The sequence below is a fragment of the Duganella sp. AC917 genome (genome assembly GCF_979258245.1).
The window spans coordinates 3619738-3635290 of sequence record NZ_OZ409848.1 but is presented as its reverse complement, the minus strand read 5'-3'; the positions used below and the strand labels follow the sequence as shown (position 1 = coordinate 3635290).

Annotated in this window: 13 protein-coding genes and 1 pseudogene; 11 read left to right on the top strand and 3 right to left on the bottom strand. The window is 57.4% G+C overall.

The window, feature by feature from the left end:
- Positions 1-82: 82 nt before the first annotated feature.
- Positions 83-1468, bottom strand: coding sequence for an MATE family efflux transporter (locus tag ACZ0BA_RS15735; protein WP_463452157.1), 1386 nt, complete (start codon positions 1466-1468; stop codon positions 83-85).
- 179 nt (positions 1469-1647) lie between these two features.
- On the opposite strand from ACZ0BA_RS15735, the gene ACZ0BA_RS15730 reads away from it, so the two are divergent.
- Positions 1648-2313: a beta/gamma crystallin-related protein gene (locus tag ACZ0BA_RS15730; protein WP_463452156.1), complete on the top strand. Its 666-nt coding sequence runs from the start codon at positions 1648-1650 to the stop codon at positions 2311-2313.
- Positions 2314-2350: 37 nt separating this feature from the next.
- On the opposite strand, the gene ACZ0BA_RS15725 is transcribed toward ACZ0BA_RS15730, so the two are convergent.
- A complete protein-coding gene (locus ACZ0BA_RS15725; RefSeq protein ID WP_463452155.1) occupies positions 2351-2986 on the bottom strand; it encodes a PEP-CTERM sorting domain-containing protein in 636 nt (211 codons plus the stop codon).
- A gap of 195 nt (positions 2987-3181) precedes the next feature.
- Between ACZ0BA_RS15725 and ACZ0BA_RS15720 the strand changes: the two genes are divergently transcribed.
- A complete protein-coding gene (locus tag ACZ0BA_RS15720; RefSeq protein ID WP_463454767.1) occupies positions 3182-4147 on the top strand; it encodes a DnaJ C-terminal domain-containing protein in 966 nt (321 codons plus the stop codon).
- A 3-nt stretch (positions 4148-4150) separates the two neighbouring features.
- Positions 4151-4483, top strand: coding sequence for a MerR family transcriptional regulator (locus ACZ0BA_RS15715; RefSeq protein ID WP_463452154.1), 333 nt, complete (start codon positions 4151-4153; stop codon positions 4481-4483).
- Here the strand turns inward: ACZ0BA_RS15715 and ACZ0BA_RS15710 are convergent.
- Complete coding sequence (locus ACZ0BA_RS15710; protein WP_463452153.1) at positions 4461-5534, bottom strand: LysR family transcriptional regulator; 1074 nt, start codon at positions 5532-5534, stop codon at positions 4461-4463. The genes ACZ0BA_RS15715 and ACZ0BA_RS15710 overlap by 23 nt on opposite strands.
- 126 nt (positions 5535-5660) lie before the next feature.
- On the opposite strand from ACZ0BA_RS15710, the gene ACZ0BA_RS15705 reads away from it, so the two are divergent.
- The 8 genes and pseudogenes from ACZ0BA_RS15705 (at position 5661) to ACZ0BA_RS15670 (ending at position 15472) form a co-directional block, all read left to right on the top strand.
- A complete protein-coding gene (locus tag ACZ0BA_RS15705) occupies positions 5661-6272 on the top strand; it encodes an FMN-dependent NADH-azoreductase (RefSeq protein ID WP_463452152.1) in 612 nt (203 codons plus the stop codon).
- Between the two features lie 109 nt (positions 6273-6381).
- On the top strand, positions 6382-7251 hold the full coding sequence (locus tag ACZ0BA_RS15700) for a cysteine hydrolase family protein (RefSeq protein ID WP_463452151.1): 870 nt from the start codon (positions 6382-6384) through the stop codon (positions 7249-7251).
- Positions 7252-7339: 88 nt separating this feature from the next.
- Positions 7340-8008 (top strand): annotated as a pseudogene (locus tag ACZ0BA_RS15695) (beta/alpha barrel domain-containing protein); the annotation flags it as partial.
- Positions 8009-8211: 203 nt separating this feature from the next.
- Positions 8212-9435 carry a nicotinate phosphoribosyltransferase gene (gene pncB, locus ACZ0BA_RS15690; protein ID WP_463452150.1) on the top strand — a complete coding sequence of 408 codons (1224 nt, stop codon included), beginning with the start codon at positions 8212-8214 and terminating at the stop codon, positions 9433-9435.
- A gap of 988 nt (positions 9436-10423) precedes the next feature.
- Complete coding sequence (locus ACZ0BA_RS15685) at positions 10424-11314, top strand: site-specific integrase (RefSeq protein ID WP_463452149.1); 891 nt, start codon at positions 10424-10426, stop codon at positions 11312-11314.
- Entirely contained in the window at positions 11307-13043 is a 1737-nt protein-coding gene (locus ACZ0BA_RS15680) for a site-specific integrase (protein ID WP_463452148.1), read from the top strand. The genes ACZ0BA_RS15685 and ACZ0BA_RS15680 overlap by 8 nt, the downstream gene beginning before the upstream one ends.
- Positions 13033-15057: a hypothetical protein gene (locus ACZ0BA_RS15675; protein ID WP_463452147.1), complete on the top strand. Its 2025-nt coding sequence runs from the start codon at positions 13033-13035 to the stop codon at positions 15055-15057. The genes ACZ0BA_RS15680 and ACZ0BA_RS15675 overlap by 11 nt, the downstream gene beginning before the upstream one ends.
- Positions 15038-15472, top strand: coding sequence for a hypothetical protein (locus ACZ0BA_RS15670; RefSeq protein WP_463452146.1), 435 nt, complete (start codon positions 15038-15040; stop codon positions 15470-15472). Before ACZ0BA_RS15675 ends, ACZ0BA_RS15670 begins: the two co-directional genes overlap by 20 nt.
- Positions 15473-15553 lie beyond the last annotated feature (81 nt).

Genomic DNA, 15553 nt, shown 5'->3' with positions numbered 1-15553 from the left:
TGTTCTGAATCCATCCCGCAAAACCGTCTTTCCTTCGGCGCCGATGTATCGTTGTGTTTCAGGGGCGCGACGGGCGTCGTGCCTAGGCCTCGCGCACGCGCCGCAGCGCCAGGTTGCGCAGCGACCAGCTCAGCAGCACGGCCGCCACCGTCAGTCCCACCACCAGCCCGATCCAGAAGCCGGAGGCCGCCATCGGCGCGGCCGGCGACCACGGCATCCATTTCGGCGCCAGGCCCAGCCAGCAGCCCAGCGGCAGCGCGAAGCCCCAGAACGCCAGCAATTGGATCATCATCGGCTGGCGCGAGACCTTGTAGCCGCGCAGTGCGCACGCGGCCGCCACCTGGGTCGAGTCGGACAACTGGAACAGCGCGGCGAACAACAGCAGGTGGGCGCACAGTTGCTGTACCGCCGGGTCGGACGTGTAGGCGCGCGCGATATGGTGGCGGAATACGACGATGAACGCGGCCGATAACACCGCGAACGCCAGCGACATCCACACGCCGACCCAGGCCACGAAGCGCGCCTTGCGCGGATTGGCTTCGCCCATCGACTGGCCGACGCGGGTGATCAGCGCGATGCCAAAGCTGAGCGGCACCATGAATACCAGCGAGGTGAAATTGAGCGCGATCTGATGCGACGAGATTTGCACCACACCGTAGCGCGCCACCAGCAGGCTGACCGCGCCGAACGCGCTGACCTCGGCAAAGTAGCTGATGCCGATCGGCACGCCCAACCGCAGCATCGAGCCGATTTCCGGCCAGTGCGGCCATTCCCAGTGCGTGAACGGATAGGTGGCGCGGTAGGCGGGCGCGTAGCGTATCCAGGCCAGCATGGCGAACAGCATCATCCACATGCACAACGCGGTCGAGACCGCGCAGCCGACCCCGCCCAGCGCCGGGAAGCCCCAGTTGCCGAAGACCAGCAGCCAGTTGACGAACACGTTGATGCACAGGCCCAGGATGGCGATCAGCATGATGGGCAGGGTCTGGTTCATGCTGGTGCTGTAGCCGTACAGCGCGCGGTAGGCCGCGAACGGCAGCAGGCCGATGCTGATGATGTGGACGAACAGCTCGGCCTGTTGCTGCACGTGCGGCGTCAGATACAGGTGCGCGAACAGCAGGGTGGCGAGGTTGGCCAGCGCAGCCGCGATCAGCCCGACCCCGAGCGCCTTCCATAACGATTGCCGCACCGTGTGCGGAATTTTGCTCAGGTCGCCCGCGCCGACGTAGTGCGCGACAATGGTGTTAATCGCCATCATGACGCCGCTGACGGTGACCAGGATAATCGACCAGATCGACGTGCCCAGTGATACGGCCGCCAGTTCGTCGGCGCTGGTGTGGCCGGTCATGGCGACGTCGGCCACGCCCATGCCGACGGTGGCGAGCTGACCGATCAGCATGGGCCAGGACAGGCGCCACAGGGCGGCGGCTTCGGTACGGATCGACGACAGGGTGAAAGAGTGGGGCATAAGCGGGAGGCGGCGGCAGCAAGATGTGACTGAGCCCGTCATTTTAACGGCTGCGGGCGCACGATTGCATTTGGTTGCAATTTAGTTGGACTGCTGCGTATGCGAAACTTATAACATGCGCGTTATGTGTCAAAGACGTCCATCCCGGATGTCGACCAACAACTATTCAGGTTAAAACTATGAAAAAATTCCTGCCCCGCTTACGCAACGCCGCTCTGGCGCTGGCCGCTCCCGTCGTCTTCGCCGCTGCCGCGCAGGCAGGCGAAGTCACGCTGTACACCCACGACAATTTTGGCGGACCGGCGATCACCGTGCGCGACCAGATACCCGACCTGTCGTCCGAAGGCTTCAACGACCGCGCCTCGAGCATACGGGTGCGCTCCGGCCGCTGGCAACTGTGCGAAAACGCCAATTTCGACGGCCATTGCATCGTGCTGGGACCTGGCGAGTACCGCAAGCTGGAAGGCTTTAACGATGTGCTGTCGTCGCTGCGCGAGGTCGGCGGCGACGGCGATCGTGGCGATCGCGGTGACAGGGGAGATCGCGGTGATCGCGGCCATGGCGGACGCGGCGACAACGGCCACGGCGGCCGTGGCGGCGCACCGATCACCTTGTATTCGCAGTCCCGTTTCAACGGCGCCGAGGTTGAGCTGCGCGACGACATCCGCAAGCTCGATCGTCTCGACTTCAACGACCAGGCCGGCTCGGTGATCATCCGCGAGGGCAGCTGGCAGCTGTGCGACGACGCCGACTTCCGTGGTAAATGCGTGGTGCTGTCGCCTGGCCGCTACGACAACCTGCGCGACATGGGCGACCGCATCTCGTCGGTGCGCCGGGTACGCTAAGTGATGTGCCGGGAGGCGCGCCTCCCGGTGCTTCAGCCTACGCGCGCTTGCGGCGGGCCAGTCCGGCGACCATCGCCAGGCCCAGCCCGAGCATCGCCCAGGTTTCCGGCTCGGGAACGGCGGTAACGGCCTGCTCGTTGAGCACAAGGTTGTCGACCAGGCTGAAGTAGGTCGCGGTGGATTGGTTGTAGACAAGTTCCAGGACGAGCGAGGTGAGGTGGTCGAAGCCGCTCAGGTTATAGGTCGTCAGGCCGTATGGGTTGGGGTCGCCCGCGCCACCGAGCGTGTAGGTCAGCACGACGTTATGCCCGCTTACGTCGGTGCCGGTGAGCTTGACGGTACTGGTTTGCACTGCCCAAAAAGTGGCGAGGTCGAGGCTGGCGAGTGAAAACGCTTTGTTAGCGATGTTGGTGACGGTAACCGTGCCGCCCAAGTCCAGGCTGGTCGTCCCGTTGCTCGCGTGAACCCCGTCGGTGCTCGCCGCCATGATCCAGGCATATCCGCCCGTGAGGTTAAAGTTGTAGCCACCGGTGGCAAAGTTCGTGCCGCCCGGCATCCCAAGCTGGTCGCTGGGGGGCAATTCGTCAAACGTGATGGTGGTGGCTTGTGCCGCGCCGGCTCCCATGGTGAAGGCCAGGGCCAACATAGCCGCGTGGAGTTTTGCTGAAAACATTGAATCTCCCTAGTTTTATTCGAGCGGAAATAGTATCTGTTTCCAAATAAATAAGATATAAAATTACAACTTTCTGTTGTGGCGGTGTCGCGCCCTCCCTTCTGAAGGGCGGCGGCGATCGCGGATTGGCGGTAAACTTGGGATCAAGTGTCGAGTCAAGCCGCCGGCCCAACGCAGGCAAAAGTGGAGCGCAACGTGGAATACAAGGACTACTACCAAACCCTGGGCGTGGCTAAAACCGCCTCGGAAGACGAAATCAAGAAGGCTTACCGCAAGCTGGTCCGCAAATACCATCCGGACGTCAGCAAGGAAGCCGACGCGCAAAAGAAAACCCAGGAACTCAACGAGGCGTACGGCGTGCTGGGCGACGCTGAAAAACGCGCGGCCTACGACGACCTGGGGCGCGGGCGCCAGTTCCGCGCCGGCCAGGAATTCCGTCCGCCGCCGGACTGGGGGCGCGGCTTTGGCGGCGGCACCGGCAATCCGGGCACCAGCGGCGGCGCTCCGGGCGGCGGCTTCGGCGATTCCGATTCCAGCGATTTCTTCGCCGACCTGTTCGCCAACCTGGGCGGGCGCCGGCGCCAGCAGTACACGCAGTACGAGCCGCAGCGCGGCGACGACAGCCACGCCACCATCACCATCGACCTGGTCGACACGTACCAGGGCGCCACACGCAACGTCAGCATGATGGTGGCCGAGCGCGACGCCGCCGACCGCATCGTTACGCGCGAGCGCACGCTCAGCGTCAACATTCCGAAAGGCGTGACGGCCGGCCAGCAGTTGCGCCTGTCCGGCCAGGGCCAGCGCGGCGAGGCCGGGCCGGGCGACCTGTATCTTGAAATCCAGTTCCGTGCCGATTCGCGCTACCGCGTCGACGGCCGCGACGTCTTCGAGACGGTGCCGGTGGCGCCGTGGGAGCTGGCGCTGGGCGCGGATATCGAGGTCTCCACGCCGTCCGGCAAGGTCACCGTGTCGGTGCCGGCCGGCTCGCAAAGCGGCCGCAAGCTGCGCCTGCGCGGACGCGGCATCCCCGGCAAGGAGCCCGGCGATCTGTACCTGCTACTGGAAGTGGTGCTGCCGCCGGCGAACACCGACAAGGCACGCGAACTGTATCAAACGATGGCGCGCGAGATGGCGTTCAATCCGCGCGCGGGAGGATGAGCTATGGGACAGGCAATGGAAGCGGCGGCGGGGCAGTCGCCGATCACCGCCGTATTGATCGATGAAACCGCGCTGACGCTCGAGGAATTGGCGCGCGCCTGCGCGGTCGAGCGCGACTGGGTGGTGCAGCGGGTGCGCACCGGCATCCTGATGGAGTGCGCGTCGGACGACAGCGTCAGCTGGCGCTTTACCAGCGCCGACTTGGTGCGGGCGCGCCGGCTGTGCCAGATCGAGCGCGACTTCGAAGCCAACGATGACGTCGCCGCGCTGGTGGTCGATCTGTCGGAAGAGATCTCGCGCCTGCGCGGCAAGCTCAGCGCCGCTGGCGTGAAGTAGCCGCCGGCGCCTTCCTGACCGGTGTCGCAGTGATCGCCGGTGTCGGTTCGACGACCGGCTGGGCGCTCGAGCGCTGATGGAAAGGCATGTGGATCGGCACGTGTTGTCCTCCCACCGAGGTGGGCTGTAGTTTGCCGCCGTACTCCTCGGCGATAAGCCGGTCCATGTCGAGGAACTGCTGCATGACCCAGCGTGTGGCGGGTCCGGGCTCCTCGTCGCCGCGCCGTATCACGTACAGCGGCGCGCTGAACGACGGCCCCTCGGCGACCTCGAGCTGCACTAGCCGGCCCGCGTCCAGATCCCACTGAATGAACTCCACCGGCATATTGCCCCAACCGATGCCGCTGCGCAGCAGCGCATGCTTGGAACTCAGGTCGCCCAGGCGCCAGTCGCGCAGCGCCACGACGCCGAAATCCTGTCCCTTGGTCAAGGTGCTGCGGTCGGTCAGCACCAGCTGCGTGTGTTCGCGCAGGATCTCGTTGGAGATCTTGCCCTTGATCTGGGCCAGCGGATGGTTGGGCGACACCACCGGCACCATCGTCACCACACCGCAGCTCTGGCGCTCGATGGTGTCCACCGAGCCGGGCATCCAGGCGCTCAGGCCGATGGAACAGGTGCGGTCCATGACCAGTTGCGTGACCGCGCCCAGCGCCTCGGTGCGCAGGCGCATCGACACGGTCGGGAACTCCTTTTGAAACCCATGTAGTATGCGCACCAGCTTGCAGGTCGAATACATCACGTCGACCACCAGCGACACCTCCGCCTCCAGCCCGGCCGACAGCGCCTTGGCGCGCGCGCGCATGCCGTCGACCTTGAGCGAGACGGCGCGGGCATCGGCCAGCAGCGCCTTGCCAGCCTCGGTCAGCACCGGTTTGCGCTTGCTGCGGTCGAGCAGTTCGACGTTAAGCTGCTCTTCCAGGTTGGCGATGGTGTAGCTGATGACCGACTGCGTGCGGTGCAGCGCCCGCGCCGCGTGCGCGAAGCCGCCATGGTCGATGACGGCGATGAACACGCGCAGCTGGTCGAGGGAGGGGAGGCCGGGGTCGCGCATGGTGTTCGCCTATGGTTGGTTTCGATATCGATAAAATCGATCAGTAAGATTTAAATTTACTGTATTTCATCGATAGTAATCCCGTTCTATGATGCATGCAACCCTACCACTTAAAGGAAGCACATCATGGCAACCGTACTCCACATCGATAGCAGCGTTCGTCACACCGGTTCGGTATCGCGCCAGCTCGGCGGCGAATTCATCGCCAAATGGAAAGCAGCCAATCCGTCCGACACCATCGTCACCCGCGACCTGGCCGCGGCGCCACTGCCGCACCTGACGGAACAACTGATCGGCGCGTTCTTCACGCCGCCGGACCAGCGCAACGCCGACCAGGCCCAAACGATCAAGCTGTCCGACACGCTGGTGGACGAGCTGCTGGCCGCCGACACCATCGTCATCGGCGCGCCGATGTACAACTTCTCGGTCACCTCCGGCCTGAAGGCCTGGATCGACCACATCGCCCGCGTCGGCCGCACGTTCAGCTACGGCGCCAATGGTCCAACGGGCCTGGTGACCGGCAAAAAAGTCTATGTGTTCATCGCCAGCGGCGGCGTCTACAGCGAAGGCCCAGCGGCCGGCTACGACCATCTGACCACCTACCTGCGCGCCGCGCTGGGCTTCCTGGGCATGACCGACATCACCTTCATCGTCGCCGAAGGCGTATCGAAGGGCGAAGAGGCCGTCGCCACCGCGATCGCCAAGAGCCGCGCCGACATCAACGCCATCCTGGTCTAACCCAAACCTGCGGGTCGCCGCCTGGTCGTACCCCAACGGGTACGACCCCGCTTGGCAGTGCGGGTTTGCCTGCGTATCATGGAAGGCATATCCCGCCACGGAGCCTAATATGAAGCGTAACCTGCATCTGCTGATCATCGATCCGCAAAACGATTTTTGCGATCTGCCGGCCGGCTATCTGCCGCTGGACCCGGCCACGCGCCAACCGCGCGCGCCCGCGCTGCCGGTGCCCGGCGCCCATCAGGATATGCAGCGACTGGCCAGCCTGATCAACCGTGGCCGCTCCGGCCTCACGGCCATCAGCATCACGCTGGATTCGCATCACCGCTTCGACATCGCGCACCCGACCTTCTGGATCGCCCAGGACGGCGCGCCGGTGGCGCCCTTCACGCAAATCACCGCCGCCGACGTGCGCGCCGAAAAATACCGGCCGCGCCATCCGGCCGCCTTACCGCTGGCGCTGAACTATCTCGACAAGCTGGAGGCCGCCGGCCGCTATCAGTTGATGGTGTGGCCGGTGCACTGCGAAATCGGCAGCTGGGGCAACAACGTCCATGACGACGTGCGCGCCGCCTATGGCGCCTGGGAGGAAGCCTCGCTCGGCATCGTCGCCAAGCTGGCCAAAGGCTCCAACCCGTGGACCGAGCATTATTCGGCCGTCATGGCCGAAGTGCCCTATGCGGACGACCCGGACACCCAGTTCAACACCAAGTTCGTCAACACGCTGGCCGAGGCCGACCAGATTTACGTGGCGGGCGAGGCCGGTAGCCACTGCGTCAAGGCGACGGTCGAGCATATCGCCGACCATTTCGGCGACGCCGCCGCGTCCAAGCTGGTACTGATCACCGATTGCATGAGCCCCGTCACCGGCTTCGAGGCCCAGTACCGGGACTTCCTCGCGGCCATGCGGGCACGCGGCGTGCAGCTGATGCAGGCGGGCGACGTGTTGCCCGAGCTGCTCGCCAACGCCGCCCGCTAAGCGTAGTGCCGTCTGCCGGGTGCGGGGCCGGGCAACGCATCCGTCCCGCATGGCGTAAGATCATGGCTATGTGCAATCTGGAGAGTTCATGAGTCAGCCTATCGTCCGCAGCCTGCTGGAGACCGATCTATACAAATTCACCATGTGGCAAGCGCTGCTGCATGGCCATCCCAATTCGCTCACCGAGTACGAATTCGTCTGCCGCAACACGCCGGTCTATCCGCTGGCCGAGCTGCACGAGGCGGTCGAGCGCGAACTCGATCACCTGTGCTCGATGGGATTTTCGGATGAGGAACTGACGTTCCTGCGCTCGCTGCGCTACATCAAGAGCGACTTCGTCGACTTCCTGACGGTGTTCCGCTTCCAGCGCAAATTCATCGACGTGCGCATCGACGGCGACACCCTGGCGATCCGCGCGGTCGGCCCGCAAGTGCACGTGATGGGCTTTGAGATCTACGTGCTCTACATCGTCAACGAACTATATTTCCGCCGCTTCGACCAGGCCGCCGCGCTGGCCGAGGGACGCGAGCGCCTCACCGCCAAAATCGCCAGGCTCAAGGAGTTCGGCGCCGAGCCGGCGCGCCGCAACCCGTTCGAGTTCTCCGACTTCGGCACGCGCCGGCGCTTTTCCGGCGCCTGGCATGACGAAGTGGTGCAGCGGCTGTCGCGCGAGGTGCCGGAATACTTCAAGGGCACGTCCAACGTCTACCAGGCGATGAAGTTCGGCCTGGTGCCGATCGGCACGATGGCGCACGACAACCGCGAGTTAGTGGGTATGGACACCCAACTGCGAATACTTCAGTCCATGGACACTCAAAGAGCTTCGCGGACCGTTGTTTGCGCATCGTAACGTCCGTCATGGCATCGGTTCACGCGCTTGGCGTCGACAGCTCTTCACCGTTGACAGCTCTTCACCGTTGACCTTCCCTGATACTTATAGTTCTTTCGGAAACAATACGCATGACTTCTCAAAATTTTGTGCCAGTGGTTACGTCATTGCTGGAAAACGACCTCTACAAATTTACGATGTGGCAGGCGCTCCTACACAGCCATCCGGCGACGTTTGCCGCTTACGAGTTTACATGCCGTAACCGTCCTGAATATCCATTATCTGAAATCGCGCATGAACTAGATGCACAACTGGACCACCTGTGCACACTTCGCTTCACCAATGATGAGTTGATTTATCTAGCAAGCCTCCGTTTCATTAAGGCGGACTTCGTGGATTTTCTTTCGTTATTTCATTTACAGCGAAAATTTATAGAAGTATCAGTAGATGGCGAACACTTGCGAATCAGCGCGGTTGGACCTATGGTTCATACCATGCCATATGAGATATTTGTTTTGCAGATTGTCAACGAGCTCTACTTTCGACGATTTGATACAGTAACTAGGATCGCCGAGGGAGTGGCACGTTTAAATCAGAAAGTTGAGTTAATTAAAAGTAGAGTTGCTGAGGTCGCGGTCAACCGTGCGCATCCTTTTGAGTTTTTCGATTTCGGATTGCGTCGTAGGTTTTCAGCCGCTATGCAAGACAAGGTGGTCTCCACATTATCTCGAGAAATCCCGGAGCATTTCAAGGGCACGTCGAATGTTCATTTGGCCCGTATATATAATCTTGTTCCAATCGGAACTCACGCGCATGAATGGTTCGGTCTTTTTCAGGCCCAAGAGGATGTTCGTCTGCGCAACTTCCAAAAAGCAGCAATGCAAGCTTGGGTAGATGAGTATCGAGGCGATCTCGGCACTGCCTTAACCGATATGATCGGCATGGACGCTTTCCTTGCAGATTTCGACCTTTATTTCGCCAAATTGTTCGATTCACTCAGGCATGATAGTGGTGACCCAGTTATCTGGGGGGAGAAAGCCCTGGCCCACTACGCTGCTCTGAAAATCGACGCACATACTAAGCGACTTGTTTTCTCTGATGGGCTTGATCTTGAAAAGGCGTTTGATCTCTACGACCATTTTACTGATCGTACCATGACAGGGTTTGGCATTGGCACGAACTTGACCAACGATACGGGAATTCCAGCATTGAACATCGTGATGAAATTGGTCAGTTGCAATGGTCAGCCTGTATGCAAGATTTCGGATAACGAGGCAAAGTTGAGCTGCAGTGACGACACATTCTTGGCCTATCTACGAAAGGTCTTCAATAAATATCCCAGCGGTTGTACTTGATCCGGGGCCGACGAGCACCTCCATCCTGAACTCGGCCAATATGCTTCTTGCGACGGGATTCATTGCTCGCCGCGCCGGGATATTCGAAGTCATCAGGGAGGTAGGTTCAGTTTCTCGGCTGCTTTTTCAAAGAGCCTGTGAAAAAGCATCCATCCAATCCGGCGTGCTCCTGCGGGTGCATTGCATCTGACTTTTCTGAAAGACGCAGCGGCGAAGCGCGCCACAGTTGCCGGCATGTTCGCGCAACGGTCGACGCTCGACGGACTTTTCTCTCTTTTCTTAGTCTGGCGGGACATTGTGGGTCGGCATAACCTTTACTCGTCCATCACGCGAGCGAATCGAGTGTTTCGCCTGCAATGTTGCGTTTTCGCAAGATAAAAATGACAAGTTTTTTTTCGTGCTTTTCAAGTGGTGTGGGCACCCCCTCGCTCCATTTCCTCCCGGTCCCCGATTACAAAGCATGCACCCTTAGTCCCCCGAGCAGTGCTGACTTGGCAAATTACACGTTCTATATTATATAAGTCGTTGATTACAAACGATAATTTTGCATTTTGCCCGTGGTTCTTGTAGAATTATCGTCCTCGAATCGACCGGATGGTAGGTAGTAATGGCTAGACTTGAATGCATCGTATACACGCCTATGCAAGTGGTAGTTGAGGACGGGGTCGTCGTGTGGGGGCATAGCAAATTGGGCCGTCGCATCAATAAGCTCCCGCAAATTTTTTGGGATAGCGGCGAACCGTGGTCCGAGGCAAATCACTGGGCTATCACACGAGCTACAGGGACCAAGGGGGGAAGTATCAAGACTGTCAACACGCTAATGAAGCACCTAGTCGACTATGCCTCTTGGTTGGAAACGGAAAATGGCGGTTTAGACTGGCGACATTTTCCAACGCGCAGCGACCAACGTGCAATTGTGCTGTTTCGAGGAAGCCTGATTACACGGAGGGACGAAGGAAGCTTGGCACCATCCACGGTCACGGAAAGGATGGCGGCAGCCATCCAGTTTTACCGTCATGCTAAAGCATTTGGTTTTGTGGAACGGCAGTCAGTCTTGTGGCACGACCGTTCGGTGTTGATCCGCTATGTCGATACTGTCGGCTTCGACCGAGCGATTTTGCGCGCATCTTCAGACCTCGCTATCCCCAACCGAACCAGGCCAGGGCTCCGCTTAGAGGACGGTCTCACACCTCTAAGGAGCGAGCACGCCGTCCAATTATTGGAATTCTCAAAAGAGCACAGCCCGTTGGAATTGAGTCATATGCTGTCGCTCGGGATTCTTACAGGCGCACGCATCGAAACGATTACCACTATAGGCGTAAAGGACATCGAAGGAGCATACCCGGACGTCCAGACTCCAGATACATACCGGATGCGTGTGGGGCCAGGAACTGGAGTAAAAACAAAATTTGACGTGTCCGGGGAGTTGCTGGTACCGAAGTTTTTAATCGATGAACTAAAGGCTTACGCATACTCCGTGCGCCGACTGAGGCGTCAGGCTCTCGCCATTGAATCAAATAGGGGACTGTTGTTCCTAACGGTTAGGGGGAATTATTACGAACCGGGTTCGTTCAACCGGTTGATGACAGACCTTCGCCGTGACGGCCTTAATTTCGGCCTGCGGTTCATGGAGAGCTTTAAGTTTCATCAGACACGTGCCACTTTTGGAACTTTGCTCATGGATGTGGCGTTACGCGTCGCCGACCCGGGCGCTGCTATCGCTTTCGTGCGGGATGCGTTGTTGCATAGGGATGATAAGACCACTTTTCTCTATGTAAAATTTCACCAGCAGGCTCCGATAAAAATGGAAATGGGGAGTGAGTTTAATGCGATGTTTTCAGGCGTAGTGAATCGTCGTTGGGAAGAATACCATGCGTGATGAATCGACCTATTTTTCTTTAGATTTCCCTTTAATTCCACTCGGGGAGAATGTCACGAAGCCGGATTTCGAACGGCTTCTTTATAAAGGGGGCGCGGGCCTTCGTGTAGACCGGGTGAAACAAGCAATTGAGCGGGGGGAGTTGGGGCAGGTGCTAACTGACCGGGTACCGCTCGTTCAAAACGCGCATGAGTACATCAACGGAATGCTCGCCGGAGGCGGAAGCCATGAGACAGCTACAGAGCAAATTGCAGTTTTTTCCCGTTTTTTTGCTTGGGCGGATATGTCTGATTTGACGTTAGGTCCTGAATCTGTGCAGAGCACCTATCTCGAGTGGGCCGAACATTTGTTACATCGAGTCAGAGTAATTAAAAATTTACTTCCAAACAGCGCTTACGACTATGCACGCTTGTGCGGACAAGTTTTAGACCACGCTCTGGGGAGAATGACGCCATTAGTTGAAGTCACGCGGCTCAGGCGGCCAACGGGCTTAAAAACGCCCTTGGGGGTGAGTGCGGATAAACAAATGTTAAACAGCACTTTTGCCTTTGGCCACTTGCTCCAGGACATATGTGATGGGCTGAGCATCGATGTAATCCGGGGGGAGCGGCCGACGTATATTCAGCTCAGCGACGGTCGTAAAATTGAGGTATGCGCATCCGGCTCGTTGCCCGGTGCTGCGGAGAACAGGCGGCCAGACAGTGTCCGTACTTCCACGATGGCGGACTTAGCATTCAAAAATGATCTTTCACTAGAAAATCATCACAGGAGAAATCTCGTGAACATGCGAATTCAAGCGGAGCTACTCATGTTTATTGGACAGACTGGTAGCAACTTGACAGAAGCGTTAACGCTTCCTTTATTTCGCTTTAGTTATTTCAGCGACATCGACGGCTATAAAATCAGAGACTATAAAGGTCGACGCAATGGCGAAGTCCTCTTTGAAATTTTTAGTGAATACCGGAGTCATTTTGAGCGATATTTGGATTGGAGGCGGAAAACTTTTCCGAATGCGGAGGCACGGCTTTTCCCAATAATTAGGGTGCGTGGTGCTAGGGAAGGCCGCCGCCCGGCATTCGGTTCAATTCGTGAAGCGTGCAAGAATGCGACGGTCGATTGGACGACTCCTAGTATGTTGCGCGGCACGCGCATCAACTGGCTTCTGCGCAGGAGCGGGGATTTAGCGATGTCAGCCGAAGTGGCTCAGCATCATGAGAAGACTTTAATTCGTTTTTATGAGAGGCCGTCGCTACAGCTCGCAATCAGCGAAATCACGAACTTTCATCTGCACAATGATCCGTCTCTTGCTGCTCGTCGACAGTCTATTGCAGCAGCGCCGGGCGAATGCGTTGGCACCCCAATACCACTTGTTACGAAGCCTACATCTGCTCCCGAACCAGACTGCGTGCTTCCATCTGGATGCCTGTGGTGCGAGCACCACCGGGATATCGACTCATTTGATTATGTGTGGTCGCTGGCGAGCTTTCGATATTTGAAGAGTCTTGAATTAAGCCGAAACTATCAGCATAAGGAAGTCCGCAATGGGAAGCACCCCGCAGAGGAAGTCGTGCAAAGGTTGAGCGAAAAATTGATCTGGTTTAGGGAATCAAACAGCGTACGCCGAGAACGGGTCGAAGAAGCACTGGCGCGCACGGACGAGGGGCACCACCATGAACAGTGGTCTTATCTGATTGACGCTGTGGAAGGAGGCCCTGCTAATGAAAGTTGACCTTCAAGAGCTTACCTTTGGAATCGATAGCCCATTTGTTTCCTCAAGTTCTGTCAACTATCGACCGCCGTCGTGGCCCCCGCCCCCCGACTGGCCTGTGGTTATCGATAAACAAGGTGAAACAGTTTCGCGTTGGAGCGATCCAACGTGGGACTTATCGCTGTGGCAAGGAAAGCGAGCCAAAATCAATTTTGGCGACGGTGACGTCGGTAAGGCAGTGCGCCTTGACGCAGATAATGCTTACGTGATGAGGATGATTGCGACCTGGTTAATTTGGGGGCATCGCGCTTCGGCATCGGTGAAGACTCTCATGTTGGATATTTCAATGCTCCGCCAGATCGTTGCGCTGTGCAGCCAGAATGGCATAAGCGCGGCTAGGCTGATGCGTTATCCTAAGGTATTAGAGCTACTGCCTGAAGTATTGCCGCCTAGCAAATTTGCGGTTGTCCTTGGAATCCTTCATAGGCTTTACGACGCCCGGCACATTTTGGACTTCACGATCTTAGACCCGGAAGCGCTTGCTAGATTAGCCGCAGCTATCCCTGAACATGATGTGGTGCAAACTCCGTATATTCCACCGCGAATTTGGGCCTACCAGGTCGAGCGCCTCCGCGAATGTTTGACTGACTTCCTCGCTCACCGCGAGAAAATCGAAACATGTTTTCAATTTTGCTTGGACTCGTATGTTGAAAACTACGGATCGTTGGAGGCTGCTCTCATTCCTGGAAAGGACGCATACAAAGCTCCTTTTAACAAAAAAACTCCGGGAACTTACTGCGGAAAATTCTCAGAAACAGCCGCACATTTTGGTATATCTGATCTTCTGTGCAAATGGGTCGAGTGCGACCAGGATAGTGTTGGGGTCAAGAAGTTCGCGGGCTATATGTCTACTGTCGCCTTCGCCGGACTGGCTTACATTGCAAACTTTACTTTGCAGCGCAAAGAAGAGGTTGCGTCTCTCAGGGCCAGCTGCCTGATTTGGGAAAGTGATGAGAGGTTGGGGCGAGTGCCGATCATCTGTGGTGAGACAACAAAGACAATTGCTGATTCGGACGCCAGGTGGGTGGCAAGTCCCAGCGCAGAGATCGCGATTCAAGCTTTGGCAGCAATTGCTCGTCTCCGAATGAAATGCGACATCGCGAATCCGCTTATTCACCCAAGTGAAAAAGACGTGGCCGATCCTTACTTGTGGAGTTCGTCGACTGAGCCGTGGGGTGCAGCAGTCGGTCATGCATCTTCGTACGAAATTCGTCAACCAGTTACGGATTTGGGGAAATGGCCTAACAAATATCCGCTGTTGTTTGACAAGGACATGCTAACAATTTCTGCGGATGACTTAGAAGTGGCTTTGCGCCTCACTCCGAATCTACCTAAGGAAAAATTCGCTGTGGGTAAGATGTGGCCGTTGAATTGGCATCAATACCGCCGCACTGGTGCTGTGAACATGTTTGCTTCAGGGATGGTCTCTGATAGCACAATGCAGTATCAGATGAAACATAGTTCTCGCTTGATGCCCTTATATTATGGTCGGAATTTCACACGGCTAAAGTTGAACAAAGAGGTAGAAACGCTTGTGCTTGCAGCAATGTATAAAGCGCAAGCTGCGATAGCGACACGCGCCGCCATTGGTGACAGATTTGTGTCGCCACACACGCACGACCGTAAGGCAACGTTCGCGGTTAATGTGCTTAGTGCGAAAGATACGAAAGCGTTAATCTTGATGGCTAAAAATGGAAAAATCAGTTTCCGTGAAAACCGGCTCGGCGGATGTATGAGGGCGGGTGTATGCGAGTATGGTGGCATTGAGTCGGTGGCAAGGTGCGCTGGCGGCGATGGCGCAAAGCCTTGCACTGAGGTTCTGTACGACACCCAGAAAGGCGGTCAAATTGCGTCCGATATGCGTCGAATATCAAATGAACTGTCGCGATTGTCGCAAGGGCATCCACGCCACGATGCGCTTCTTAAAGAGTTTCAATCAATGGAGAATTTTCTTAATGTCATCTCAACCAGTTGAAATGCAAGGCGCCGAGCAGCGATTCCGCGACGCGTTTCTACGCTTGAAGAATAACAATCCCATCGTATTGCCGAAAGGGAGCGGCGTGTCTCAGAACAACGTCGCGTTAGAAGCGGGACGTGATTCAACTGCGTTAAAAAAAAATCGTTATCCGCTTCTCGTCAGGGAAATTCAAGCATATGTGGAGCTTCACAATCCAAAAGATCAAATTGCGGCTCAAAAGGCGAAGCGGAAAAAGGCTGCAAAAAGGTCGCTCAAAGAACAACTCGCGGATACTGTGAACCAGCGTGATAAAGTACAGTCGCTATTGGTCAGTGCAGATTTACGTATTATTGAGCTCTCCAATGAGGTTCAGTCTTTGCAACAGAAATTAGATGCAATTCTGCCACCACCTATTAAGCTCGGGCTTCGATGATATGAATCTCAGCGGTTCCAACCGCTGATTGCTCGATTGCGTTCAACAGGTAACGATTCGTAAGTTCTCTCTATTCGCCGA

Bases quoted from the DNA above. Each gene is read 5' to 3' on its own strand.
- ACZ0BA_RS15715 (WP_463452154.1), top strand. From the start codon at position 4,151: ATGGGACAGGCAATGGAAGCGGCGGCGGGGCAGTCGCCGATCACCGCC.
- ACZ0BA_RS15670 (WP_463452146.1), top strand. From the start codon at position 15,038: ATGTCATCTCAACCAGTTGAAATGCAAGGCGCCGAGCAGCGATTCCGC.
- ACZ0BA_RS15675 (WP_463452147.1), top strand. From the start codon at position 13,033: ATGAAAGTTGACCTTCAAGAGCTTACCTTTGGAATCGATAGCCCATTT.
- ACZ0BA_RS15685 (WP_463452149.1), top strand. From the start codon at position 10,424: ATGGCGGCAGCCATCCAGTTTTACCGTCATGCTAAAGCATTTGGTTTT.
- ACZ0BA_RS15680 (WP_463452148.1), top strand. From the start codon at position 11,307: ATGCGTGATGAATCGACCTATTTTTCTTTAGATTTCCCTTTAATTCCA.
- ACZ0BA_RS15730 (WP_463452156.1), top strand. From the start codon at position 1,648: ATGAAAAAATTCCTGCCCCGCTTACGCAACGCCGCTCTGGCGCTGGCC.
- ACZ0BA_RS15705 (WP_463452152.1), top strand. From the start codon at position 5,661: ATGGCAACCGTACTCCACATCGATAGCAGCGTTCGTCACACCGGTTCG.
- pncB (WP_463452150.1), top strand. From the start codon at position 8,212: ATGACTTCTCAAAATTTTGTGCCAGTGGTTACGTCATTGCTGGAAAAC.
- ACZ0BA_RS15735 (WP_463452157.1), bottom strand. From the start codon at position 1,468: ATGCCCCACTCTTTCACCCTGTCGTCGATCCGTACCGAAGCCGCCGCC.
- ACZ0BA_RS15725 (WP_463452155.1), bottom strand. From the start codon at position 2,986: ATGTTTTCAGCAAAACTCCACGCGGCTATGTTGGCCCTGGCCTTCACC.
- ACZ0BA_RS15710 (WP_463452153.1), bottom strand. From the start codon at position 5,534: ATGCGCGACCCCGGCCTCCCCTCCCTCGACCAGCTGCGCGTGTTCATC.
- ACZ0BA_RS15700 (WP_463452151.1), top strand. From the start codon at position 6,382: ATGAAGCGTAACCTGCATCTGCTGATCATCGATCCGCAAAACGATTTT.